The sequence below is a fragment of the Terribacillus sp. JSM ZJ617 genome (assembly GCF_044383785.1).
Lineage (GTDB): Bacteria > Bacillota > Bacilli > Bacillales > Amphibacillaceae > Terribacillus.
This window is the reverse complement of sequence record NZ_JBISEQ010000002.1, coordinates 516,296-541,384: the sequence shown is the minus strand read 5'-3', so window position 1 is coordinate 541,384 and position 25,089 is coordinate 516,296. Positions and strand designations below refer to the sequence as shown.

29 protein-coding genes and 1 riboswitch are annotated in these 25,089 nt (G+C 45.3%); of the genes, 26 read left to right on the top strand and 3 right to left on the bottom strand.

Annotated features, from left to right (window positions below; all coding sequences use genetic code 11):
- Nucleotides 1-5 precede the first annotated feature (5 nt).
- From spoVAD to lysA, 5 genes are all read left to right on the top strand, one after another.
- Nucleotides 6-1,016 carry a stage V sporulation protein AD gene (spoVAD, locus tag ACH6C1_RS08950; protein WP_374076450.1) on the top strand — a complete coding sequence of 337 codons (1,011 nt, stop codon included), beginning with the start codon at nt 6-8 and terminating at the stop codon, nt 1,014-1,016.
- A gap of 2 nt (nt 1,017-1,018) precedes the next feature.
- Nucleotides 1,019-1,369 carry a stage V sporulation protein AE gene (spoVAE, locus tag ACH6C1_RS08945; RefSeq protein ID WP_095222619.1) on the top strand — a complete coding sequence of 117 codons (351 nt, stop codon included), beginning with the start codon at nt 1,019-1,021 and terminating at the stop codon, nt 1,367-1,369.
- Between the two features lie 7 nt (nt 1,370-1,376).
- Nucleotides 1,377-1,943: a stage V sporulation protein SpoVABEA gene (gene spoVAEA / locus ACH6C1_RS08940; protein WP_374076447.1), complete on the top strand. Its 567-nt coding sequence runs from the start codon at nt 1,377-1,379 to the stop codon at nt 1,941-1,943.
- Entirely contained in the window at nt 1,933-3,408 is a 1,476-nt protein-coding gene (locus ACH6C1_RS08935) for a spore germination protein (RefSeq protein ID WP_374076445.1), read from the top strand. The genes spoVAEA and ACH6C1_RS08935 overlap by 11 nt, the downstream gene beginning before the upstream one ends.
- A 160-nt stretch (nt 3,409-3,568) precedes the next feature.
- Nucleotides 3,569-4,867, top strand: a complete 1,299-nt coding sequence (gene lysA, locus ACH6C1_RS08930) for a diaminopimelate decarboxylase (protein WP_374076443.1) — start codon at nt 3,569-3,571, stop codon at nt 4,865-4,867.
- A gap of 40 nt (nt 4,868-4,907) precedes the next feature.
- Here the strand turns inward: lysA and ACH6C1_RS08925 are convergent, their stop codons facing one another.
- Complete coding sequence (locus ACH6C1_RS08925; protein ID WP_095222623.1) at nt 4,908-5,348, bottom strand: peptidylprolyl isomerase; 441 nt, start codon at nt 5,346-5,348, stop codon at nt 4,908-4,910.
- A gap of 352 nt (nt 5,349-5,700) precedes the next feature.
- Here ACH6C1_RS08925 and ACH6C1_RS08920 point away from each other — a divergent pair, with 352 nt between their 5' ends.
- The gene (locus ACH6C1_RS08920) at nt 5,701-6,054 is read left to right on the top strand and encodes a GNAT family N-acetyltransferase (RefSeq protein ID WP_095217955.1); all 354 of its coding nucleotides are present in this window, start codon (nt 5,701-5,703) and stop codon (nt 6,052-6,054) included.
- A gap of 48 nt (nt 6,055-6,102) precedes the next feature.
- Here ACH6C1_RS08920 and ACH6C1_RS08915 read toward each other — a convergent pair whose 3' ends face one another.
- Nucleotides 6,103-6,183 carry a YjcZ family sporulation protein gene (locus ACH6C1_RS08915; protein ID WP_038561009.1) on the bottom strand — a complete coding sequence of 27 codons (81 nt, stop codon included), beginning with the start codon at nt 6,181-6,183 and terminating at the stop codon, nt 6,103-6,105.
- Nucleotides 6,184-6,319: 136 nt separating this feature from the next.
- On the opposite strand from ACH6C1_RS08915, the gene ACH6C1_RS08910 reads away from it, so the two are divergent.
- From ACH6C1_RS08910 to ACH6C1_RS08845, 14 genes are all read left to right on the top strand, one after another.
- On the top strand, nt 6,320-7,072 hold the full coding sequence (locus ACH6C1_RS08910; protein ID WP_374076440.1) for a segregation/condensation protein A: 753 nt from the start codon (nt 6,320-6,322) through the stop codon (nt 7,070-7,072).
- Nucleotides 7,056-7,628, top strand: coding sequence for an SMC-Scp complex subunit ScpB (gene scpB / locus ACH6C1_RS08905; protein WP_374076438.1), 573 nt, complete (start codon nt 7,056-7,058; stop codon nt 7,626-7,628). The genes ACH6C1_RS08910 and scpB overlap by 17 nt, the downstream gene beginning before the upstream one ends.
- A 51-nt stretch (nt 7,629-7,679) precedes the next feature.
- On the top strand, nt 7,680-8,534 hold the full coding sequence (locus ACH6C1_RS08900) for a superoxide dismutase (RefSeq protein WP_374076436.1): 855 nt from the start codon (nt 7,680-7,682) through the stop codon (nt 8,532-8,534).
- Between the two features lie 100 nt (nt 8,535-8,634).
- Nucleotides 8,635-9,690, top strand: coding sequence for a D-alanyl-D-alanine carboxypeptidase family protein (locus ACH6C1_RS08895; protein ID WP_374076434.1), 1,056 nt, complete (start codon nt 8,635-8,637; stop codon nt 9,688-9,690).
- Nucleotides 9,684-10,277: a nucleoside recognition domain-containing protein gene (locus ACH6C1_RS08890; RefSeq protein ID WP_374076432.1), complete on the top strand. Its 594-nt coding sequence runs from the start codon at nt 9,684-9,686 to the stop codon at nt 10,275-10,277. The genes ACH6C1_RS08895 and ACH6C1_RS08890 overlap by 7 nt, the downstream gene beginning before the upstream one ends.
- A complete protein-coding gene (locus tag ACH6C1_RS08885) occupies nt 10,274-10,807 on the top strand; it encodes a spore maturation protein (RefSeq protein WP_366247076.1) in 534 nt (177 codons plus the stop codon). The genes ACH6C1_RS08890 and ACH6C1_RS08885 overlap by 4 nt, the downstream gene beginning before the upstream one ends.
- 64 nt (nt 10,808-10,871) lie before the next feature.
- Entirely contained in the window at nt 10,872-11,612 is a 741-nt protein-coding gene (locus tag ACH6C1_RS08880) for a pseudouridine synthase (protein ID WP_095222629.1), read from the top strand.
- Nucleotides 11,613-11,668: 56 nt separating this feature from the next.
- Nucleotides 11,669-12,202: a thiol-disulfide oxidoreductase ResA gene (gene resA / locus ACH6C1_RS08875; RefSeq protein ID WP_374076429.1), complete on the top strand. Its 534-nt coding sequence runs from the start codon at nt 11,669-11,671 to the stop codon at nt 12,200-12,202.
- A gap of 17 nt (nt 12,203-12,219) precedes the next feature.
- The gene (gene resB, locus ACH6C1_RS08870; protein WP_374076427.1) at nt 12,220-13,755 is read left to right on the top strand and encodes a cytochrome c biogenesis protein ResB; all 1,536 of its coding nucleotides are present in this window, start codon (nt 12,220-12,222) and stop codon (nt 13,753-13,755) included.
- On the top strand, nt 13,755-14,912 hold the full coding sequence (ccsB, locus tag ACH6C1_RS08865) for a c-type cytochrome biogenesis protein CcsB (protein WP_374076425.1): 1,158 nt from the start codon (nt 13,755-13,757) through the stop codon (nt 14,910-14,912). The genes resB and ccsB overlap by 1 nt, the downstream gene beginning before the upstream one ends.
- Before the next feature lie 26 nt (nt 14,913-14,938).
- Nucleotides 14,939-15,655, top strand: coding sequence for a response regulator transcription factor (locus ACH6C1_RS08860; RefSeq protein WP_095222633.1), 717 nt, complete (start codon nt 14,939-14,941; stop codon nt 15,653-15,655).
- A complete protein-coding gene (locus ACH6C1_RS08855) occupies nt 15,655-17,415 on the top strand; it encodes an ATP-binding protein (protein ID WP_374076423.1) in 1,761 nt (586 codons plus the stop codon). The genes ACH6C1_RS08860 and ACH6C1_RS08855 overlap by 1 nt, the downstream gene beginning before the upstream one ends.
- Before the next feature lie 14 nt (nt 17,416-17,429).
- Nucleotides 17,430-17,608: riboswitch (cobalamin riboswitch) on the top strand.
- Nucleotides 17,609-17,682: 74 nt separating this feature from the next.
- Nucleotides 17,683-18,072, top strand: a complete 390-nt coding sequence (locus ACH6C1_RS08850) for a DUF4430 domain-containing protein (RefSeq protein ID WP_374076421.1) — start codon at nt 17,683-17,685, stop codon at nt 18,070-18,072.
- Nucleotides 18,072-18,602 carry an ECF transporter S component gene (locus tag ACH6C1_RS08845; protein WP_374076419.1) on the top strand — a complete coding sequence of 177 codons (531 nt, stop codon included), beginning with the start codon at nt 18,072-18,074 and terminating at the stop codon, nt 18,600-18,602. Before ACH6C1_RS08850 ends, ACH6C1_RS08845 begins: the two co-directional genes overlap by 1 nt.
- 14 nt (nt 18,603-18,616) lie before the next feature.
- Here ACH6C1_RS08845 and ACH6C1_RS08840 read toward each other — a convergent pair whose 3' ends face one another.
- A complete protein-coding gene (locus ACH6C1_RS08840; RefSeq protein ID WP_095222807.1) occupies nt 18,617-18,865 on the bottom strand; it encodes a ferredoxin in 249 nt (82 codons plus the stop codon).
- 101 nt (nt 18,866-18,966) lie between these two features.
- On the opposite strand from ACH6C1_RS08840, the gene ACH6C1_RS08835 reads away from it, so the two are divergent.
- The 6 genes from ACH6C1_RS08835 (at nt 18,967) to ACH6C1_RS08810 (ending at nt 25,084) form a co-directional block, all read left to right on the top strand.
- Nucleotides 18,967-19,965, top strand: coding sequence for a YpbB family protein (locus ACH6C1_RS08835; RefSeq protein ID WP_374076417.1), 999 nt, complete (start codon nt 18,967-18,969; stop codon nt 19,963-19,965).
- Nucleotides 19,962-21,482, top strand: a complete 1,521-nt coding sequence (locus ACH6C1_RS08830; protein WP_374076415.1) for a RecQ family ATP-dependent DNA helicase — start codon at nt 19,962-19,964, stop codon at nt 21,480-21,482. Before ACH6C1_RS08835 ends, ACH6C1_RS08830 begins: the two co-directional genes overlap by 4 nt.
- Nucleotides 21,483-21,508: 26 nt before the next feature.
- Nucleotides 21,509-21,808 (top strand): hypothetical protein, encoded by a 300-nt coding sequence (locus tag ACH6C1_RS08825; RefSeq protein ID WP_374076414.1) that lies wholly within the window; start codon nt 21,509-21,511, stop codon nt 21,806-21,808.
- A 194-nt stretch (nt 21,809-22,002) separates the two neighbouring features.
- The gene (locus ACH6C1_RS08820) at nt 22,003-22,584 is read left to right on the top strand and encodes a genetic competence negative regulator (RefSeq protein WP_095222640.1); all 582 of its coding nucleotides are present in this window, start codon (nt 22,003-22,005) and stop codon (nt 22,582-22,584) included.
- Nucleotides 22,585-22,746: 162 nt separating this feature from the next.
- Entirely contained in the window at nt 22,747-24,018 is a 1,272-nt protein-coding gene (locus ACH6C1_RS08815) for a Glu/Leu/Phe/Val family dehydrogenase (protein WP_374076412.1), read from the top strand.
- An 88-nt stretch (nt 24,019-24,106) separates the two neighbouring features.
- The gene (locus ACH6C1_RS08810) at nt 24,107-25,084 is read left to right on the top strand and encodes a YpdA family putative bacillithiol disulfide reductase (protein WP_374076410.1); all 978 of its coding nucleotides are present in this window, start codon (nt 24,107-24,109) and stop codon (nt 25,082-25,084) included.
- The last annotated feature ends 5 nt before the right edge of the window (nt 25,085-25,089 follow it).

Sequence of the window (25,089 nt, the reverse complement as noted above, 5' to 3'; positions counted from 1 at the left end):
AGAAAATGGTGAAAACAGGCAAGCAATCCTGGACGCTGAACCAGCGCGTTTATATTCAGGAAACAGGAACAAGTGTAGGACCGAAGGAAGCGAGAGGACCTTTAGGAAGCTCCTTTGATAAATCCTACGATAATCTTTACTGCGGAGAAGATAACTGGGAAATGGCAGAAAGAAAGCTTCTGCAGGATGCTATACAAATAACGCTGGAGAAAGCTGGTTTAAAGCAGCAGCATATTGATATGTTCATCGCTGGTGATCTTTTGAACCAAAATGTGAGTGCTAACTATACAGCACGTGATTTGGATATGAGCTACCTCGGTATGTTCGGAGCCTGTTCCACTAGTATGGAAACGCTGGCGGTAGCGTCACAATTGGTCGATGCAGGAGTGGCAGACCGCATTTTAACAGCTGTCTGCAGCCATAATGCAACAGCAGAGCGGCAATTCCGTTTTCCGACTGAATATGGCAATCAGAAACCTGCTACAGCAACGAGTACAGCAACTGGAGCTGGTTGTGCGCTTATAAGCCGTGAAAAGAGCGAAATCCGAATTGAAGGGGCAACTATTGGTAAAGTAGTCGATTTTGGTGCAACAAATGCATTCGATCTTGGAAGTGCAATGGTTCCGGCAGCATATGACACAATCAAACGCCATTTTAGTGATTTTGGCACTACACCTGCGGATTATGATTTGATCGTGACTGGTGACTTGTCGAGTGTCGGTTCCCCTATTTTGAAAGATATGCTCCGCAGTGATGGAATAAACATTGATGCCGTACATAAAGATTGCGGCAATTTGCTTTATAACAGCGATCAAGGAATGCTCGCTGGCGGAAGCGGTACGGCTTGTTCTGCCATCGTAACGTATAGCCATCTTCTGGATGAGATGCGGAAGGGAACTTATAAACGGATATTGGTGACTGCAACGGGTGCTTTAATGAACCCGACATTGCTGCGGCAGAAGGAATCCATACCAGCAATTGCACATAGTGTCGTTCTCGTAAGGGAGGAGGGGTAAGCATGGACTTTTTTTGGGCATTTGTAGTCGGCGGATTGATTTGTGTTGTCGGTCAGCTGCTTTTGGATGTTGCTAAATTGGATGCTGGACATGTGATGAGTACCTTCGTCGTACTAGGCTGTGTGCTGGATGGATTTGATCTGTATGATAATTTGATTTCATTCGCAGGTGCCGGCGCTTCGGTCCCTATCACCAGTTTCGGCCACTCTTTACTTCATGGTGCAATGGAACAAGCCGACAAACATGGTTTTTGGGGCATTGCACTAGGCATGTTTCAGCTGACATCCGCAGGTATTGCTGCGGCAATTCTTTTCGGGTTCCTAGTGTCTGTATTCTTTAAACCAAGGGGATGAGCCCTTTATGAAGAGAGTAATACTGGTTACAGACGGAGACGCTTATGCAAAACGCACAATCGATTACTTAGCTGGTAAAATAGGCGGAACGTCTCTATCTTACTTGGCTGATAATCCGATGACAGTGGATGCGAAAGCCATGATCGATGCCATCCATGCTGCAGAAGTCGAACCGGTTTATGTCCTGCTTGATGATGGAGGTGTACCAGGTGTGGGCAGTGGTGAATTGCTGCTCCAATCGATTATTGATGATGCGGAAATTGATGTGATTGGTGCCTTGGCGGTTGCATCTCATACGCAGAACCGGGAGTGGAGCCGCGTCAGCTTTTCCATCGACCAGGATGGGGAATTACAGCCATTCGGCGTCGATAAGGAAGGCGTCATTACAGAGGAAATCGGACGTATTAATGGCGATACGGTATATCTGCTGGACCAGCTTGATCTCCCTTTAGTAGTCGCGATCGGAGATATCGGGAAAATGCATGGGAAAGACGCAATCGAGATTGGCTCCCCAATAACAGAACAAGCGATCCGCCTCATTCTAGAAAGGGAGGGAAGCAGAAATGGCAGATGAACAAAAAATGCCCATTCCGTCTAAGGTCGATGACGTAAATGAGTTTATGAAGGAACGTGTAGGTGTAGGTGTCTCCTTCGACGTTGGTCATCGTACCTTGATCATTCTCAAGAAAAAAGTGGAGATTTACTATACGACCGGTCTTGCGGATGCTGAAGTTGTGCAGCGTGTACTTTCTAAATTGATGAGTATCAATGATGACGAAAAGAACACGAACAAAATCCCTGAAATCATCGAAAACCGACTGGTACACATGCAAGTGAAGCGGACTGAAAGCATTGATGATTGTGTCGATCAGTTCTTATCAGGTTTGATCGTTGTATTCATCGACGGCTGTGACTTTGCTTTTGTTGTCGATACAAGATCCTATCCAGGAAGACAGCCAGAAGAGCCCGACACGGAGAAAGTCATTCGTGGTCCTCGTGACGGGTATACGGAAAATATCATTATCAACACTGCTTTAACACGCAGAAGGATTCGTGACGAACGGCTTCGGCTGGAAATGATGCAAGTAGGAGAAAGATCGAAGACGGATATTTGCATCGCTTATATCGAGGACGTCGCTGACCCTAAATTAGTGAAGCTGATAAAAAAAGAATTGAGGGAAATCGAAATCGATGGACTTCCAATGTCGGATAAATCAGTGGAAGAATATCTCGTGAAGCAAGGAAATAGACCGTTTCCGCTTGTGAGATATACTGAGAGACCAGATATTGGCGCCGTCCATCTTTTTGAGGGGCACGTGCTTATCATTGTTGATACGTCACCAAGTGTCATCATCACACCTGCAACTTATTTTTCCCATTTGCAGCATGCTGAGGAATACAGGGAATCACCAGCACCAGGAACATTCATACGCTGGGTCCGCCTGATAGGTATCTTTGTTTCACTATTCCTCCTGCCGTTTTGGTATCTGATCACGGTTCATCCGGAACTGCTGCCGCAAAGCATTGATTTTATCGGTCCCAATAAAGATGATGGACATATACCATTATTCCTGCAAATACTGCTAGCGGATCTTGGTATTGAATTCCTCAGACTTGCTGCGATCCATACTCCGACCCCGCTATCTACGGCAATGGGTCTAATCGCGGCTATCCTGATCGGGGAAATAGCCATCAATGTAGGGTTGTTCACTCCCGAAGTAATCCTTTATGTAGCGGTTTCTGCTGTCGGTTCCTTTGTTACGCCTAGCTTTGAGCTTAGTGTATCAAACAAAATAACGAGAATCTTTTTCCTGGTTGCAACTGCTATATTCGGGGTTCCAGGGTTCGTCATCAGTATCACATTGGCTATATTGATTCTTGTAGGCACCAAATCACTTAATACGCCATATATGTGGCCGTTCATTCCTTTCAATTTGAAAGCACTGTTGGAAATTGCATACCGTACACCGGTTCCGCTTACAAAATATCGTCCAACAATTACCAATTCTCCTGATAAAACTAGGGCTCCGAATTCTTAGTTGCTAGAAAAATGAGAATATGGTACGTTTACTCTATCTATTTTTTACGACAGTACGGGTAGTGTAGCGTGTGATGCGAAAGCTCATCTTCTTCCTATGCGGAAAGATGGGCTTTCGTTTTTATGCTTATCCGATGAAGCCGTTGTTTGGAGGTTATTTTATGCAGCATCCTTTTGTAATCAATGATCAGCACATTTTGGAAATAGGCGGAGTGGATGCCGTCACATTAGCTAAAAAATATGGTACACCCTTATTCGTATATGATGTTGGCATTATCCGAAAAAATGCCAAGGCATTCGTCGAAGCGTTTGAAACATTGGGGGTCAAAGCGCAAGTAGCATATGCCAGTAAGGCTTTCTCTTCAGTTGCCATGGTGCAGGTAGCGAAGCAGGAGAAACTCAGTTTGGATGTGGTTTCCCGCGGCGAGCTGCATACTGCTCTGAAAGCTGGTTTCCCGACTGAGAAAATCCATCTGCATGGCAATAACAAGAGCTATGAAGAACTTTCCATGGCTGTTGAACATGATATTGGCTGTGTGGTTGTGGATAACTTCCATGAAATCGCCTTATTGGAAGCAGTATTGAAGGAACAAGGAAAACAGATGGATATCCTGCTGCGCGTCACACCAGGCATCGAAGCACATACACATGATTATATCTTGACTGGCAATGAGGATTCGAAGTTTGGCTTTGATATCAGCAATGGACAAGCTGAAGAAGCATTTCGCAGAGTAAAGGACAGCGAAGTGATCAGAATGAAGGGGCTGCATTGTCATATCGGTTCCCAGATCTTTGAAACTGACGGGTTCCTGATGGCAGTAGACAGACTGTTTGAGCTCATTAAAGCTTGGCAGACTGATTATGGATATGCACCTGCAGTACTTAATGTGGGCGGCGGCTTTGGTATCCGTTATACGGAAAACGACGAACCGCTTCCATTGTCTGATTATATCCATGCACTGGTAACACGAATCAAAGCGGCATCCGATGAAGTGTCCATCGACATGCCGGAAATTTGGATTGAGCCAGGGAGATCGATTGTAGGGAATGCGGCAGTTACCCTTTATACAATCGGTTCAGTAAAAGAGATTCCTGGTGTGCGCAAATATGTTTCTGTCGATGGCGGAATGACGGATAATCTTCGTCCTGCACTTTATAAAGCTGTATATGAAGCGAAAATCGCTAACCGCGCAGATGAGGAAGCAATAGAAACAGTTTCCATTGCAGGCAAGTGCTGTGAATCAGGTGATATGCTTATTTGGGATATTGATCTGCCAAAAGCAGAGGCTGGAGACTTGCTTGCGGTTTTCAGTACTGGAGCATATGGCTATGCGATGGCAAATAACTATAACCGCTTTGGCAGACCTGCTGTCGTCTTTGTGGAAGATGGAGTTGACAGACTAGTTGTCAGAAGAGAAGAAGCTGAGGAATTGACAAGGCTGGATCTTTCTTATGAATAAAAAAAAATCCTGTATGCATCATGCATACAGGATTTTTTTTTTATTCTTCGTCGAAAACTTCTACAGTTTCCATTGTGTCGCCGTTTCTCATGTTACGAGCAACTTCAAGACCTGAAGTTACTTTTCCGAATACAGTATGAACACCGTTCAAATGCGGCTGTGGCTCGTGCACGATAAAGAACTGGCTGGAGCCTGTATCTTTACCAGCGTGCGCCATGCTCAAGCTGCCGGCTTCATGCTTATGGGGATTTCCTTCTGTTTCACATTTGATTGTTGTACCGCTGCCGCCGGCACCAGTGCCAGTCGGGTCGCCGCCTTGGCTTACGAAGCCTGGGATGACACGGTGGAACGTTACGCCATTATAGAAACCGGAATTTGCGAGCTTCTCGAAGTTCGCTACTGTGTTTGGTGCTTCCTCCGGATATAATTCGAATTCAATTTTATCGCCATCCAGCATCAGGATGTAACCTTTTTTAGCCATTTGCTTGTCCTCCTAAATTGAAGTGAGTATGTACTCGTCATGATTCTACCACATAAACCCTCACTCCCGCCAGATTCTGCTTCTATCCTTTGTATGGAGTATGGAATGTAGGAGAAACTATCATGGAATTTCCTTGTTGTAGTCCGGCAGAAAGTATATGGGAGAAATACAGGAAGTAAAGTTGACAAAAAACGTAGATAGGTTTTAAATAAGACTACGTACGGCAGGAGTTGAAAAACAGTTGCAGGATAGTGACAAACAAGAGAAGGTGCTTTTCTGGATCATGATGGGGGCTAGTTTGCTTTTTCTTCTCTCTATGGCCAGAAGGTTATTTTCTTAATGAGGGGTTATTATGCTAATACGATACAAGAAGTCAATGGAAAAAATCGCAATGGGACTTTTATCTTTTATGCCCGATGTAAAAGAAGTGAAAAAATTGCAGCAGACAATTCAGGAATACAATAACAATCCGAATTGGCACTTGTTTCTTTGGAAAGATGAAGATGATATCCTCGGTGCGCTGGGAGTCGTAATCGATGAGGATAAGGCTATCGTGCAGCATATTTCGGTCGATCCATCTCACCGGGGCAATGGCATCGGTAAACAGATGGTTTGTGAATTACGTAATATGTATTCGCCGATGCATCAAGTCACAGCGACGGATGAAACAAAGAATTTCCTTGAGAAATGCGAAACAGAAGCTTAAAATAAAAACCAGCCTCCTAAGAGGGCTGGTTTTCTTTGTGCGCTCGGCTTATAGCCAAGCAGCACCTACGATAATTAGAAGAATGAAAAGCACAACGATCAAAGCAAATCCTCCGCCGTAGCTACCCATGGTGAAATTCCTCCTTTATAAGTTAAGACTCAGATAAAAGCCAGATGTCTGAACATTTATCTTACGGTATAAGGTATGACGGAAAGTAAGTCAGGGTATGGGCGGTAGTGAACTTTTTTCGGAAGGAGGAGATTTTGTGCAAGGATACAGTGTGAAACTGGATGGATTTGAAGGCCCGCTCGATCTGCTCCTGCATTTGATTAATCAATACGAAATTGATATTTATGATATACCGGTGGCTGTGATCACCGAGCAATATATGCACTATATACATACGATGCAGCAATTGGAATTGAACATTGCCAGTGAATATTTGGTGATGGCGGCAACGCTTCTGGCTATGAAAAGCCAGCTGCTTTTGCCGAATCAAGCAACACTTGATGAAGAATCAGCGATGGAGGAAGAAGATCCTCGGGATGAGCTGATGAACCGCTTGATTGAATATCGTAAGTTCAAGGAAGCAGCAGAAGATTTGAAAGAGAAAGAGCTGTCTGCTGACAAGCTTTATACGCGGCCGCCAGCTCCGCTTCCGGACAAGCCGGAACTGAAACCGCTCGAGCCAGGTGAAGTTACTGTTTATGATATGGTAGCTGCTTTGCAGCGTGTTTTCCGCAGAAGGGAATGGAGTCAGCCGCTTGATACGAAAATTCAGCGCGCAGAAATTATGCTGGAGGATCGGATGGGAGAAGTGCTGCAATCTGTTAAAGCCAGGAAAGAAGGGGTCGATTTCTTCGAATTATTTCCGGAACGGACGAAGCAGCACATCGTCGTTACCTTTATGGCTATATTGGAATTGATGAAAAAACAGCAGATTTTCTGTAAGCAAAAACGGCATTTTGATGAGTTAATCGTATTTGAAATGGGGATGCACGATGGAAGTACCGTATAACAGTATTTTGGAAGGGCTATTGTTTGCAGCCGGAGATGAAGGATTGACAAAAAAACAGCTCATGCATGCATTGGAAATAGGAGAAAAAGAAGTTGAAAGGGAATTAGCAGCTCTGAGGGAAGCCTACGAATCACCAGATCGCGGTTTATCCATCATGGAAATGAAAGGTGCCTACCATCTGACAACCAAATCAGAGCATGCAGCTTATCATCGGAAACTGCTGGATTCGCCGCAAAACAGCAAATTATCTCAAGCAGCGCTCGAGACGCTTGCTATCATTGCCTATAAACAGCCAATCACAAGAGTCGAGGTCGAGGAAGTGCGCGGGGTTAAAAGCGAGAGGCCGATTCAGACACTTGTTGCCAGAGGTTTCATAGAAGAAAGCGGCCGTAAGGAAGGTATAGGCAGACCGATTTTATATGTTACGACACTTGCTTTCCTTGCTTACTTTGGTTTGCATACATTGGATGATCTGCCTCCTCTGCCGGAAGGAACCGATGACCCGGAAGGAGCCGCAGACCTGTTCTTCGAAGATTTTCCTGCCGAATCGAATTGACAAGATTCCCTTAGCTGGATGGGCACATATGCTAGGGCGAGGTGAGTGATCTTGAACAACAGAAATTATCTGGAAGCATTGCTGGAATGGAGCAAGGCAATGCAAGTACATGTGGTGGAGACTTCAATACAGGAATGGGAAGCCGACCTTCGTGAGCTGCAGCATAATTTGCAGCATACGCTTTTAGACTCCGAAAATATTGCACAGGAGGCAGTATTGCAGTTTCGTCAGGATGCAGAGAGGATTGCAGCCCGGGCAGGGCAGGCCAGCCGCCAGAATAGTGTCAGATGGGGGCAGCACAGACTTCCGCCGCTTCCTTACCGCTTTGATGCACTGGAGCCGCACATCAGCAGGGAAATCATGGAACTGCATTATACAAAACACCACCAATCCTATGTTGATGGTCTTAATAAAGCAGAAGAAATGCTTTACCTGAATCGGGGGAACAAAACCAGCTCGGACTATAAGCATTATTTAAGAGAGCAATCCTTCCATGGTTCTGGTCATTTCCTCCACACGATTTTCTGGTACAATATGTCGCCTAATGGCGGCGGAGAACCTTCCGGACAGCTGGCGCAGCAGATCCGGAGAGACTTTGGTTCCTTCCAGAGGTACAAGGAAATGTTTTCAAAGGCTGCTGACAGTGTGGAAGGGGTCGGCTGGGCCATTCTTGTTTGGGAGCCCAGGTCGCACCACTTAGCTATTCAGACGCTTGAAAAGCACCAGCACTTCAGTTTGGCAGATACTATTCCTTTGTTAGTCTTGGATATGTGGGAGCATGCCTATTATCTACAGTATAAAACAGAGAAAAAGAAGTACGTGGAAAATTGGTGGAACGTCGTCAATTGGGCGAATGTCGCCCAAAGATTCCAAACTGCCAAGCAAGTGAACTGGGCACCATTTTAAGAAAAACCCCTATCCAATAAGGATAGGGGTTTTTCACTTATTCATAAGCTTGTCTTCTGTGCATACACTGATGATAGATGATTAAGGGAGGGTTTGAAACATGTTCAAGCGCGTTCTGGTTGTAATGACTGCCATAATCCTCTGTTTGATGCTCCTGCCAGGGCAAGCGGCCGCAAAACCTGGCGTATCTGCAGATGCAGCAATTCTGATGGAGCTTTCTACTGGCAGGGTTTTATATGAAAAAAACGCATCTGAGCCGAAAAGAATCGCCAGCATCACAAAAATCATGACTGCTATTATCGCGATAGAATCTGGAAAGATGGATGAAGAGGTCCATATCAGCAAAAATGCTGTATATACGGAGGGATCCTCTATTTATCTAGAGGAAGGAGAGGAAATCCCGTTAAAAGATCTTGTTTATGGGCTCATGCTTCGATCCGGTAATGACGCAGCCGTAGCCATAGCTGAACATGTGGGCGGCAGTGAAGAAGGGTTTACCCACTTGATGAATGAGAAAGCGGCATGGCTTGGCATGCAGGATTCCCATTTTGATAATCCGCACGGCCTGGATACAGAGACACATCACAGTTCCGCTTATGACATGGCGTTATTGACGAAGTATGCGATGCAAAATGAGATATTCCGTAAGATCAGCGGAACGAAAACATATAAAGCAGATACCAAGATGTATGCCTGGGGAAACAAAAATAAAATGCTCACGCGTTATTACGAATACTCTACCGGCGGTAAGACAGGTTATACGAAAAAGGCAGGTCGGACACTTGTGAGTACCGCTGAAAAAGATGGAATGGAACTGGTGGTTGTTACGATAAATGACCCGGATGACTGGCGGGATCATATGAATCTTTTTGAATGGGGATTCGATGAATTTGAGCTTACCAAGCTAAAACAGTCTGGGACTGGCACTTCCCTAATCTATCCGCTTTCCGAACAGGAGAAGAAACAAGCGCATACGAAGACACAGCTCCTGAAACAGGACAAGCAAAAGGAAAACCAGCAGATTGGTGCGGATATTTATTATCTGGATGAAAAGAAAATCGGTACAGTGCCGATCTTCGCAGTTCCAGAGAAACCGACACTGGCCGGTAAGACAAAGCAAGTGTTTGACGATCTGGCGGGTGTCCGCTTATGGTGAATTATATATGGGCAGTCATGGCGATCGGCGGTATTATTTATGCCATGATCAATGGGACGATGGATGAAGTGAATAAGGCAATATTCAAAAGTGCAGATGATGCAGTCGTACTTGCCATCAGTTTGATCAGCGTGATGGTGTTTTGGCTCGGCATGACGAAGATAGCAGAAGCCGCCGGACTTTTAAAAGGTCTGGTACGGCTGTCCAAGCCGTTCATTGCCAGGTTGTTTCCAGACATTCCGAAGGATCACCCGGCAATGGGATATATCCTGTCCAACCTGACTGCTAATTTCTTTGGTTTGGGGAATGCAGCGACACCAATGGGAATAAAAGCGATGGAAGAGATGAAGAAGCTAAGCGGCAGTCCCAAAGCGAGCCGTTCCATGATAACCTTCCTGGCTATCAACACATCCAGTTTGACGCTGATTCCAACGACAGTGCTTGCTGTGCGGATGAAATATGATTCGCAATCACCAACCGAGATTGTCAGCGCTACCTTACTGGCTTCGATCATCTCTTTCATTGGAGCCATTCTGATTGATAGGCTCTTTTATGAAATCAGGAGACGGAAGGAGCGGCATGTATGAGTCTGCTTACTACCGCCAGTATGTGGATCATTCCTTGTCTCATTCTTGTTGTACTAACTATCGCGACTGCGAAACGACTCCCGACTTACGAACTGTTTGTGGATGGCGGCAAGGAAGGTATCGGTTTGGCTATCTCGATACTCCCTTTTCTGCTCGGAATGCTAGTCTCGATTGCGATTCTTCGGGCTTCTGGTGCATTGGATGCCATTATCGGTCTGATTACACCTTTTTTGAGCTTTATCGGAATGCCTGCTGATATCGTCCCGCTGGCACTCGTAAGGCCGATCAGCGGAACAGCAGCACTCGGAATGACAACAGAACTGATTGCAACCCATGGTCCGGACTCTTTCATTGGCAGATTGGCTTCCGTGCTTCAGGGAAGTACGGATACCACCTTTTATGTTCTGACAGTCTATTTTGGTGCCGTTGGTATCCGTAAGATGGGGGATGCATTAAAAGTTGGACTGTTAGCTGATGTTATTGGTATAATGGCATCAATAATAGTAGTAACGATTATATTCGGAGCATGAGAGGCGTTGACAACCGTTAACGCTCTTTCTTTTGTTCCTGATGATAAAAAGTGAGGATCAGTAAATGGATAAACAAGCAGAACGCCTGCAGAAAGTAATTGCCCACAGCGGGATTACATCAAGAAGAAAAGCCGAGACGATGATTTTGGAAGGCAAAGTCAAGGTAAATGGCAAGGTTGTGAAGGAACTTGGTATCAAAGTGACCGATAGAGACACTGTAGAAGTAAATGGAATACCGCTTGAAAAGGAAAAGTCTGTCTATTATATGCTTTACAAACCACGCGGCGTCATTTCAAGCGTGCAGGATGAGAAAGACCGGAAAGTAGTGCTCGACTTGATGCCGGAAGTATTGGAAAGAGTCTATCCAATTGGCCGTCTTGATTATGACACATCAGGTTTGCTGCTTCTGACGAATGACGGAGAGTTTGCCAATATGCTCATGCATCCAAGCCAGAAGATCGACAAAGTGTATGTTGCCAAAGTCAAAGGTATCCCTACCCCGGATGAATTAAAACAGCTGAAACGCGGCATTATGATTGACGGACATAAATGCAAAGCTGTTTATGCGAAGCTGATGAGTGCTGACAGAAAGAAGAATACAAGCCTTGTTCAAATTATCCTGCATGAAGGACGCAATCGCCAGGTGAGAAAAATGATGGAAAGAATTCAATTTCCTGTTCAGAAGCTAAAGCGCGAAAGATATGGTTTCTTGACACTTGAAGGGCTTCAGCCGGGTGCATATCGTAAGCTGACACCAGAAGAAGTACATCGGTTCAAAATGGAATACAAAGAAAAAAGTAAATAATTTGTCAAAATTGCTGGCTGGAAGACATGCTATACTTGGCAAAGAGGTGAGGATACATGACACCTATTCGTAAGAGGCGTTTCATTGTACGTCTGACTGTGCTTGTCTTATTGGCTGGCCTTGTTTTGACAGCGTGCTGGCAGCTGTTGGGAGAAGGAAAGGCAGAAAAGGTGGATGCAGGACAACAGGCACCTGCATTCAAGCTGACGGATATGCAGACTGGCCAAGAGTTTAAACTATCTGATATGCGCGGCAAAGGTGTCCTAGTCAATTTTTGGGCAACTTATTGCGAGCCTTGCAAGCAGGAAATGCCTTTGTTCGAAGAGGCATCCCATACATATGAAAACAAAGATGTGATTCTTGCTGCTGTCAATGTGGACGAAAGCAGCGTTGTCATTGATCGTTTCCGAAAGCAGTATGATCTTACTTTCCCAATTTTGCAGGATAATGGACAAGTGATGGAAGCATATGGAGTAGATGCGCTGCCGGCTACGTTTTTCATCTCAGCAAATGGAACAGTCAGCAGGACTGTTTATGGGCCGTTGGAAAAGGAGCGGCTGGAGGAATATTTAGATGGGATTGTGCCTTGAGAAAAGAGGCGATGTTTGTGCAGAAATGTTCTAAATGTAAGCATGAAAACGAAAAGTGCGACCATTGCGGAAGCTACGTAAACGAAAAAATGGACATGCGCTATGAAAATGCAGACCGCCGTTCCCAGCAGCGCAACCAGACGATGATCGATAAGGTTTGGCGTTTTTTCGCATCTGTGCGGAACGGTATGTATATCCTCTTCCTGACTTTGCTTGCAACGGCGCTCGGCACCATTCTTCCGCAGCGGGCATACATACCTATTGATAGACTGGCTCAGGAATTTTATGAATCAGAGTATGGCAACTTTGGGAGTCTGTATTATGCATTCGGTTTTGATCAGTTATACAGCTCATGGTGGTATATGACGCTCCTCGGGATGCTTGGTGCAAGTATCCTGATTGCCAGTATCGACCGGTTTTTCCCTTTGTACCGTGCATTGAAGCTGCAGCCAGTGAAGCGCAAGAAACATTTCCTGATAAGTCAAGTGTATGTTCGGAATATGGAAATCAGTGATCATGAGATCTTGTTAAAGCAAATACGGGCAAGACGTTATCGTATCCGCCAAGATGGACAGGATTATCTGGCTGAGAAAAACAGGTTTGCCAGGTGGGGTCCATATGTGAATCATATCGGGCTGCTCCTGGTGCTGCTGGCAGCTTTCCTTAGGCTGTTTCCTTATTTTTATCAAGATGAATTTGTATGGATAAGGGATGGTGAAACAGCGGTAGTGCCCGATACCGATCAATCATTGTTTATCAAAAATGAACAATTCAATGTCGATACATACGATAAGGATGATCCAAAGTTCAAAGCTGCTATCGAACAAGAAGGCAGGTCGATCCCGAAAAGCTTCACAACAGATATCATTGTTTACGAAGGTGAGGATCATATAGCCGGTGATACTCCTGGTTTGAAGGTATTGACACAATTGAAGGTGTCCGTGAACCATCCAGTCAAAGCAGCTGGGTTTACGATCTATCAATCAGGCTATCAGCTGAATGAGTTCAGCAGTTTGACTCTCCGCGCTGAAAATGAAGAAGGTATATTAGCTGATTTTAAAGTCGATACCGATAATCCCCAAGCGAATTATACGCTTGATAACGGTCTTCAAGCAACATTAGTTGATTATTATCCGGATTATCAATTGGACGGGGACAAAATGACTACTGCATCAAAATACCCTCGAAACCCTGCATTCGTTTTTGATATTTCAAAAGACGATAATACGCAAAGACTTTTCATAGCAATCGATGAGGTTGTTTCGGAGACAGAAACGAACAAATACAACGTACGTGCAGTGGCTTATGATACGCATAATGTGACTGGATTGTCCGTGAAACGCGATTTGACTTTACCAGTATTCCTGCTCGGAGGACTCATTTTCATGATCGGTCTTGTCCAGGGACTTTATTGGCAGCATCGCAGGATCTGGCTTCAAAGACAACCTGATGGATCCTATCTTATTGCAGGACATACGAATAAGCATGCGTCCTCCTTTGAAAGAGAATTGGATAGTATCTTCGACAATTATGATAAAGGAGAGAGCAGCTGATGGAAAAGTTATCTATCATTAGCGGTCATTTGCTGGAAGCTGCTTTTATCAGTTACCTGCTTGGTATCATCTTATTCACATGGTCAGCTGCAAAGCATAGGCATGACCTTATTGAGCGGATTGCTTGGTCTGTCACTGCTGCCGGATGGATTGCGCAGCTCGGTTTTTTCATCCTTCGATGGGTGTACAGCGGACATGCACCGGTAAGCAATTTATTTGAATTCATGACCTTCTTTGGCATGATGCTCATATTGGTTCTGCTGATGATGTATCGGTTTTACCGCTACCCGATTTTAGCGGTAACGGCATTGGTGATCAGTATACTGATTATTGGATGTGCAGCCATGTTTCCCCGGGAAGTAGCACCGCTTGTGCCTTCGCTGCAAAGTCATTGGCTGTATATTCATGTAACAACGGCTGCACTAGGGGAAGCCATACTTGCTGTCAGCTTTTTCGCTGGTTTTCTTTATATCCTGCATGAAACGAATCAAGACAAACAGCATAAGAGGGTATGGCTGATTGAAAGTATAATCGTTGTTATATTATCAGTTGCAGGCTACATGCTGCTCGCTATTCTTTTCCGAACATTCGGATATACTGCTAGTGTGACGACAGCAGAGGCAAGCATGATCTATCAGCTGCCACCTGTCTTTGTTCCAAATGATACGATATCCTCACCATTTCCGATCGGTATTTCTGTTCCCGACTGGCTGCGCGGTGAAAATGCGGCAATGAAGCTAAATACAATCTGCTTGTCCTTGCTCGCTGGTTGTGTACTTTATGTTCTCATTCGTCTCTTTACTAAAAGGAGAATCGGAGCAGCACTGCAGCCGCTAGTGCGCAGAATGCCTAAGGATATGCTGGATGATATCGGCTATCGTTCTGTAGCAGTCGGTTTTCCTATCTTCACACTTGGTGCGCTTATCTTTGCGATGATCTGGGCCCAGCAGGCATGGGATCGCTTTTGGGGATGGGATCCAAAAGAAGTATGGGCGCTGATTACGTGGCTTTTCTATGCTGCTTATTTACATATACGTATGCTGAGAGGCTGGCAGGGCATACGATCAGCATGGCTCGCAGTGATCGGCTTTTGTATCATCATGTTCAATTTGCTGGCAGTAAATTTGCTTATCGTAGGATTACACGCGTATGCTTAACATAAAAAGAGAAAAGGGGAAGGACCATGGAAACAGAAGCACATATTCTTGTAGTAGACGATGAAGAAAGAATCCGCAGACTCGTGCGCATGTATCTGGAGAAAGAAGGCTACACGCTTGATGAAGCCGCTGACGGAGACCAAGGACTTCAAATGGCAAACGAGACAGACTATGATGTTATCCTATTGGATGTCATGATGCCCGGCAAGGATGGAATAGAGGTTTGTCAGGAGATCCGTAAAGAAAAAGGCACGCCGATCATCATGCTGACTGCCAAGGGGGAAGAAGCTGACCGAGTAGAAGGCTTTGAAGTCGGTGCGGATGATTATATCGTGAAACCTTTCAGTCCTCGTGAAGTCGTTCTGCGTGTAAAAGCACTATTGAGACGGTCTTCCACGACTAAATATTTGCATACCGATGCAAAAGCGAAGGACTTGCTTGTATTCTCCCATCTTACTATCGATAAGGATGCCCACCGTGTGACGGCGGATAATTCGGAAGTTACATTGACACCAAAGGAATATGAATTGCTGCACTTCCTTGCTTCGACACCAGATAAAGTGTACGGCCGAGAAGAGCTGCTCAAACAGGTTTGGAAATATGAGTTCTTCGGAGACTTGCGTACAGTAGATACACATGTCAAAAGGTTACGTGAAAAATTAAGCAAGGTTTCAGAAGAAGCTGCTAGCATGATTGTGACAGTGTGGGGTGTCGGATACAAATTCGAAGCGGATAAAAGCTGATGCTGTGGGGAAGTGTTGTTAACAAGTTATGGCTGACTATCCTGGTTCTTGTGTCAGTCGTCCTTGGTCTGCTTACTTTTTTGCTGCTGGAGTTCTTCGGTAATTTCCACATTGAAGAGGCCGAAGAAAGCCTTATGCAGACAGCTACGAAGGTGTCCATTTTACTGGAAGAAATCGATGACCGAAATACCGTCTACGATACTGCAGAACGTGTGCAGGATCCGAATTCCCGCATAGCTATCCTACAGAATGATGAGCTTTGGATATCAAATCCAGATGAGGCGGAGCCTTTGCCTAATGTTGACCAGCAATGGCTGCTGAATGATGATACATTAAATAAAGCTGTAACAGAAGGAGAAGATGTTTCCAAACAGCTTATCTTGCCTAATACCGATAGAAGCGTAATCGTTGTCGGTACACCGCTGCAAGATGGTTCTGGTGCGGTCTATGTCTATCAATCACTATCTGTCGTAAAAGAGACAGGTAATCAGACGACACAGATCATCCTCTTGGGAGCAGGGATCGCATTCGTGCTGACAACCGTGTTTGCCTTTTTCCTATCATCCAGAATCACGAAACCACTGATTAAAATGCAGGATGCAGCACTGAACGTCGCCAGAGGTGAATTCGGGACAGAAGTTCCTGTCGTTACACATGACGAGATAGGCATGCTGGCAACTGCTTTGAACAAGATGGGTAAACAGCTGGAATTCAATATCAACGCACTAAGCCAGGAAAAAGAGCATCTTGCCCGTGTTGTAAATGCCATGGTGGATGGCGTCGTCATGATCAATCGGCAGGGTGAACTAACCGTGACGAATCCGCCGGCTGAAGCATTTATCCATGATTGGCAGTTTGAGAATGGCGAAACATTTCATGAAGTGCCAGGTGTCTGGCTTGAGATCATGGAAAGTGTTGTCTCAACTGCATCGGAGGTTACACGAGAGGTGACGATCCAGGGACGCGAATGGGTGATTATAGCAACGCCCCTTTATGATGATGCAGCTATTCGCGGTGCGGTCGCTGTCGTTCGGGATATGACACAGGAACGAAGATTGAATAAGCTTCGCGAAGATTTTATAACGAATATCACGCATGAACTGCGCACTCCGATTTCCTTACTGCAAGGCTATAGTGAAGCAATCATCGATGATATCGCCGATACAGTCGAAGCAAAAAACGAGCTGGCTCAAATCATCCACGATGAATCTTTGCGAATCGGAAGACTCGTCAATCAGCTGCTTGACCTTGCTCGGATGGAAGCAGGCGATACAAATCTCGTGATGGAAGACGTAGAAATAAATCCTTTCCTGGAGCGGATTGTCCGTAAGTTCCAAGGCTTGGCCGATGAAAGGGAAATCAAACTTGGGCTCGTCAATGCAGTGGATAAACGCACCTATCATTTTGCGCCTGATGCACTGGAGCAAGTACTGACGAATTTGATTGATAATGCCATCACCCATACAGAGCATGCAGGTGCTGTACAGGTATTGGTATCCGACGATAAAGATCAGCTTGTTATAATCGTCAAAGACTCTGGGAGCGGGATACCGGAAGAAGATTTGCCTTTTGTATTCGAACGATTCTACAAGGCCGACAAATCGAGAACAAGAAAAACCGCTAAAACCGGAAATGGCTTAGGACTTGCTATCGCTAAAAATATCATTCAAGCTCACAATGGTACTATCAAAGTGACGAGTAAACTCCGTGAGGGAACAACCTTTACTATTCGTCTCCCGCAGGATACAAACCTGACATAATATGATAAAATAAGCTGAATCAAAGCGTACAAGGTGTCGAACAGACTTGATAGGGAACACGGTGTGATTCCGTGACTGTCCTCGCAGCTGTGATTACCGCCGAAAAGAATATATCCACTGTCCTATTGGATGGGAAGGGTTCTTAGTAGATGAAGGTATCAGTCAGCAGACCTGCCCTGTGTGCTTGTGTTTCACCGCTTCGAGGACTGAGCGGTTGGAGCGGCAGCTTCTAATGCTCTTTCCTTTATTAAAAGGGAGGATTTTTTTATGAGAAAAGCACTACATATGTTATCTGCCTTATTGCTGGCAGCAGGCATACTGGCTGGCTGCGGGACGACTGAACAGCCGCAGCAAAACCAGCAGGCAGAGCAGAAGACCGAACAGCAGGTCACTATCACCTTATCTGAAGATGGAGAAGAGATTTCATCCAAGGAAGTCAGCTTCGAGGAAGGCGACAATCTTTTGGATGTAATGAAAGAGAACTTTGAAATCGAGGAAGATGGTGGATTCATCACGGCAATTGATGGCCATTCCCAGGATGAAAATGCCAATAAATACTGGCTTTTCACGGTTAATGGGGAAATGTCACCAGTTGGAGCGAACGAGGTTGAACTGAAAGACGGCGATGAGGTTGTCTTTGATCTGCAGAAATCTTAATGTTTACAACACGTAAGCTGACGCTGCTGGCAATGCTGACGGCACTTGCTGCGGTAGGCAGGATATATGCGAATGTGCTGTTTCCGTTTCTGCCGAACATGCAGCCGATGACGAGTGTTATCATCATTTGTTCGCTTTTGCTGGGTCCGGCTGCAGGTGTTATTATTGCTGTTTTGTCCACGCTGTTATCCAATATGATACTAGGAATGGGTTTGTGGACATTATGGCAGATGCTCGCTTGGGGGCTGATCGGTCTGACATTCGGACTGATAGGCAAGCTATGGAATGACCCGCCACTAATTGTCATGACGGCTGCCAGCGTTTTGACAGGCTATGTATATGGCTTCTTGATATCACTGCCGAATGTATTCATAATGGAACATTTTCTGGCGTACTATCTTGCGGGCATAAGTTTCGATACGATGCATGCAATCGGTAATGGAATTTTCTTTTTCATATTGTACCCTGTTCTGCGAAAGCTGTTCAGCAAGTGGATTCCTGCAGAAGGAAAAAGAACCACTTCCTCTTAAAGGGAAGTGGTTCTTCATATATGGGATAATGCTTCTTTTGCGATAATCAAATCACTTAGTTTAATCGACTCGGTCGGACACTCTTCAAATGCCTCTGTTACATCTTCCTGCAATTCCTCCGGTACAGCAAAGGTACCAGTATTGCGGTCGAGCAGGACAAATGCCAGACCTTCATCATCATAATCGTATACATCGGGCGCGACAGCTCCGCATGTACCGCAGGCGATACAAGTATCCTGATCGACATATGTATACATTGCCATCCCGCTTTCCCCCTTCCGCTTTCAACAAAGCTGCTTCTTGCTTTATACTAAGTGTAGCGCGTCCCGAAACGGAATACAAGCTTACAGAAAGGTTGATTGCCATGCTTCTGGCTTCTATCATTATACATGCCGTTCAGCCCATCAGGCATGAACGGAGTTCGGCGTCCATCTATCATCTTCTGCAAGGCAAGCGTTCCGCCCAAACATTGCAGGATGCCCATATGTACGGTCTTACCCATCTGTTTGGCATCTATCCGAAGCTATCCAGACAGTTTTTCGACCAGGTGGCCGAGAATGCCATGCAGGAAGAAAGCCAAGATATACTAAAGAATCTGCCATATTTCAATGGTATGACCTATCAGACTCAAACAGAGCCATTCTTATATCGGCTGCTTCTGCTCGTTCAGCTGCTTTCCAATCAAGCGAAAGAGGAGAAGCAGTATATACCTGTAACGGATAATCCAGCTATCCAACATTGGATAAGGCAGTTGTATCGACAGGAACAGCATCACTTGGATGATTGGCGAAACGGAGTATATAAGGAGCTATATGGATTGCTCGGGAAACTGCCGCAAATACAGGCAGATTTATTCGTTGACCGATTGACCGGCTACCATCATATCGGCTTGACTACTGTTCAGTTGGCAGAAAAATATCACGTGCATGAAACAGATGTGCTCCTATATCAGACGTCGACTGTCCACCATTTTTTACAGCATGCTGAGAGCGATGGGGCAGCTTATCCATATCTTGCTGCACTCATGGATAGACCGCAGCAGCAGATCCGTTCCATCACAACTACTGCGCAAAAGACTCGGACAATGCTTGAACGTGGTATGTCAGTAGAGCAGATCGCTTTAGTCAGAGGTTTGTCAGAGAACACAATTAAAGATCATATTGTGGAAATCACCTGGATAGATGGAGAAGCACTTTCCAGTAAATTCATTTCCGATAACGATGCTAGTATCATTTTAGCGAGCGCTATGCAGGCTGGTACAAACAAACTAAAACAAATACATGCTTTGCTGGAAGGGAAATATGATTATTTTCAGATCAGATTGGCATTAGCATTACGGAAAGAACAGGAGGTGAAAGCATGAAAGCAGATTTGCAAAAGGCATTGCAGAAGTTCTATGGCTATGATCAGTTCCGTACTGGGCAGGAGGAGATACTGGGAAGTGTCCTAGAAAACCACCATACATTGGGAGTTTTGCCGACAGGAACGGGGAAATCTATCTGTTATCAGCTGCCTGCTTTCATGCGGAGCGGACAAGTCATTGTTGTTTCTCCCCTCCTGTCTCTGATGGAAGATCAAGTGAAACAGCTGCGTGCCAGAGGTTTCAAGCGAGTAGCTGCACTGAATAGTTTTCTTGGGTTTGAAGACAAGCAGCAGATCATGCGGAAACTTCAGCATTATGATCTGCTGTATGTTTCTCCGGAGATGCTGCAAAACGAATTGCTGATTAATCGTTTGCAGACACTGCATATTCAATTGTTTGTAGTGGATGAAGCCCATTGTATTTCGCAGTGGGGGCAGGAATTCCGGACGGATTACCTTCGCTTGGCAGAAGTGATCCGAAACCTGGGCAGTCCGCCAGTACTTACATTGACGGGAACTGCTACTCCAGAAGTCCAAGCGGATATTCAGCATTTGCTTGGGGATCTGGACATGGATAAGCATATCTATCCGATGGATCGGGAAAATATCTCTTACTTCGTAAAGGAAGTACAGGACCAGCAGGAAAAGAATGAAACGATGCTAGCTTTGCTGAGAAAGATTCAAGCTCCGACAATCATTTATTTTTCAAGTCGAAATATGGCCGAAAGTACGGCAGCTATCATTCGGGCAAATATGCCGGACATGCCGTGTGCGTACTATCACGGAGGCATGGAGAATGAAGACAGGATATTGATCCAGCAGCAGTTCCTTGCCGGCCAGCTGCAGATCATCTGCTGTACGAGTGCATTTGGTATGGGAGTGGATAAAGAAGATGTTCGTCTGATCGTTCATTATCATTTGCCAAGTGATAAGGAATCTTTCATTCAGGAGGTCGGCAGAGCGGGACGTGATGGCGAGGAAAGTGTAAGTGTTGTTCTTTATAGTCCGGGCGATTGGCAAATACCCATCCACCTGATTGAGCAGGACCTTCCAGAGCAAGCTTCGATTCAGCAAATGCTGCGTTTCCTTTATCAGCGTGTAAAAGCAGGTCATACAGAACTTCCATCTTACGAGCTGCTCATCCAGCATATTCCGATTAGTGAGACGCAATGGCGATTTTTACTTTATCAAATGGAGAAACATGATATAGTTAAGGGAAATCATCTGCATTATAAGGTAAATGCCTGGAAGGAATTCCTTAACCAGATAGAGAAGTTTGTTGGAGACAGGAAAAGGCATAAGCTGAAGCAGCTGCAGCGTATGAAGGAATGGGTTTATACAGATACATGCAGACGCCAAGTGCTTTTTGCTGATTTTCAGTCTGAAGTGCGCCCAGCAAAAGGCAGATGCTGCGATAACTGCGGTGATACCCTTGCGGAATGGCAGGCAGGTTTGACGAATGCACAGCCGGAACGTACTGGCTGGCGGGAGCAGCTGCATCACCTCCTGCAGCAGTAAAAAGGAAATGGAAGGATGGACACTTCATGGCAAAGACAGAAGAGAAGGATCAGAATCTGGAGGAGCTGGTGGCATCCGTGACACAGTCTCAGGGTGCCGAGGAATTTAAACCCGATCAAGAAGAATCGGAACCAGCAGTTCAGCGTATCGATGTTCTTAATTTACCCCCACGCCGGACAGTCCATGACGGGCAGCGGACAAGCTTCCGCCTGCGCTGGAATGGAGGTATTGCCAGGTTCATCCTCCTGACGGTCATCGTGCTGGCAGTAATAGGATTTATTCTGTTGTACACAGATGTGCCGCTGTCGATACCAGCCCTATTTTAGTCCGTTTTCAGTTTGGACAACAAGGGTATTTTTAACTCAAAGATTAATATACTAACTATACGTACAAATCCTTTCTGTTCGAGGTTGTAAACTATCACGAAAATGGACGCTCCCATTGGGAGAGTGCCGCGTACAAAACATAAAGCGAATCATATGCTATCTATATCTAGAATGGCATCCAAGGGGGAAAAGTGATGAAGTTAGAGCGCGTTTCATTAAATCAATTCAAGATCTTTCTTACCTTCGACGATTTAATCGAGAGAGGCTTGACTAAAGAAGATCTGTGGCATGATCTTCCAGGCGTTCATCAGCTTTTTCACGATATGATGTATGAAGCAAGCGATGAATTGGGCTTCGAATTGGAAGGCACACTTCTTGTTCAAGTGCATATTCTTCAAGCACAAGGGATGCAGATCATCGTAACACAGTATCCACAGACGGAAGACTTCGAAGAAGAAGAGGATTATATCGAGATGAAAGTGACACTTGACGAAAGCAGGGAGCTTATCTTCTCATTCACAGATTTTGAGGACATCATCAGCGTTTCACGTCAGCTGGACCAAATCGGCATTGAAGATGCCGCTGTGTACTTTATGAACGATCTTTACTATATGGAAATTCGAACGCTGCTCCATCCTGCGGCGCGGGAAAACTTGATTGCAGTCATGTCGGAATTCGCTAACCCGAGTATTGTCACCTCGGTTCGGCTGAATGAATACGGCAAAAAGATTTTCGATAAGGATGCAATACGGCAGATCTGCACGTATTTTGCATAAGTTGCCGAAGATACCGGAGCATCTGCCGGTATCTTTTTGATTTTTGATTAAATACACGTTTCTCATTATCCATCTGGCTGCTTTTTTGTTAGAATGGAGGGGAAGATTCGATGTGGTAATATCGCTAAACAAGATGGGGAAACATTTAGGAGGTACAGAACAGTGGCCGACAACGCTGCGGAATCTACCAACAACAAGCATAGGGACGTATTAGAATCGACACAGAGGGTCGTACAAACGGCTTTGCAGAAACTGGGCTATCCCGAGGAAGTCTATGAATTACTGAAAGAACCAGTGCGGTTAATGACAGTCCGAATTCCAGTTCGAATGGACGATGGCAGTACGAAGATATTCACAGGGTACAGGGCTCAGCATAACGATGCAGTTGGTCCAACCAAGGGTGGCGTTCGTTTCCATCCGGAAGTGAGCGAGAATGAAGTAAAAGCATTGTCCATTTGGATGAGTCTGAAAGCGGGTATCGTCGACTTACCTTATGGAGGCGGTAAAGGCGGTATCATCTGTGATCCCCGTGAAATGAGTTTTCGGGAGCTGGAAGGCGTCAGCCGTGGATATGTACGGGCAATCAGTCAGATTGTCGGTCCGACGAAAGACATACCAGCACCGGATGTGATGACCAACTCTCAGATAATGGCATGGATGATGGACGAATACAGCAGGATGGATGAATTCAACAATCCAGGGTTCATCACCGGAAAGCCGATTGTATTGGGAGGTTCACATGGCAGGGAAACAGCTACAGCTAAAGGCGTGACAATCTGCTTGAAGGAAGCTGCCAAGCAGCGAGGCATCAAAATCGAAGGAGCGCGTGTTGTCATACAAGGCTTTGGAAATGCTGGCAGTTACCTAGCTAAATTCATGCACGAAGCTGGCGCGAAGGTAATCGGTATTTCAGATGCTTACGGGGCGCTTCATGACCCGGATGGCCTGGATATCGACTATTTGCTTGATCGAAGGGACAGCTTCGGAACAGTGACCAACTTGTTCAAGTCCACAATTTCCAACCAGGAATTATTGGAGCTTGATTGCGATATACTTGTACCAGCTGCGGTAGAAAACCAAATCACCAAAGATAATGCACATAAAATTAAAGCTCAGATTGTGATTGAAGCTGCAAATGGACCGACGACGTTTGAAGCGACCAAGATCCTGACAGAACGCGGTATCTTGATAGTTCCGGATGTGCTTGCATCGGCAGGCGGTGTGACGGTCTCCTATTTTGAATGGGTGCAGAACAACCAGGGCTTTTATTGGACGGAGCAGGAAGTAGAAGAAAGATTAGAGAAAGTGATGCTGAAAGGGTTCCAAAATGTATACCAGACTGCACAAACTAGACGGGTCGATATGCGGCTGGCTGCATACATGGTAGGTGTCCGGAAAATGGCGGAAGCATCCAGATTCAGAGGCTGGATCTAATCATATTGGAAATTATGCTCTTATCCTGAAGCAAAAAGGATAAGAGCTTTCTCTTTTCTCGGGAAGAGGGATAGAAAGGAGCAGTACAATGCATAAAGAACAAGCAATCATTATAGGAGCCGGTCCATGCGGATTATCCGCAGCAATTGAGCTGCAAAAAGTTGGTATCGAACCGCTTCTTATCGAAAAAGGCAATGTCGTGAATTCGATTTATAACTATCCTACCCACCAGACCTTCTTCAGCTCCAGTGAACGGCTGGAGGTAGGCGATATAGCATTTGTTACCGAAATGAAGAAACCTGTCAGGAACCAGGCGCTGGCTTATTATCGAACAGTTGCTCAGCGGCAGAATTTGCGTATACATACTTTCGAACGAGTGATACAAGTGTCTGGAAGTGTTCATGACTTTACGTTAACTACGAAGACGATAAAGGAGGAAGAAAAACACTATAAAGCAGATTATGTTATTGTAGCAACCGGATACTACGATCAGCCTTACTTGATGAATGTGCCTGGTGAGAATCAGCCGCATGTATTCCATTATTTTAAAGAAGCTCATCCTTATTTCGGTAAAAATGTGACGGTAATTGGCGGGAAAAATTCCGCCGTCGATGCTGTGTTAGAACTTCATAAAGCAGGAGCGAATATTACTGCACTCTATCGCGGCAGTACATATTCCAAAAGTGTAAAGCCTTGGATCCTGCCAGAATACGAATCATTGGCTCGTAATGGATACATCGACCATAGATTCAATGCACATATTAAAGAGATCACCGATACACAGGTTATTTATGAAGCAGAAGGCAAGACTCAATCGGTCGACGCTGATTTCGTTTTTGCGATGACTGGGTACCGGCCCGACCTGAAGCTCCTGCAAAGCATGGGTATCTCCATTCATCCAGGATCAGGAAAGCCTGACTATGATCCGGAAACGATGGAGTCGAACGTACCGGGTATTTTCATTGCGGGAGTAATCGCAGCTGGGAATAATAACAACGAAGTATTCATTGAAAATGGACGTTTCCATGGTGGACAGATTGCCCAATCAATTGCTTCGCGTAACTGAAAGGA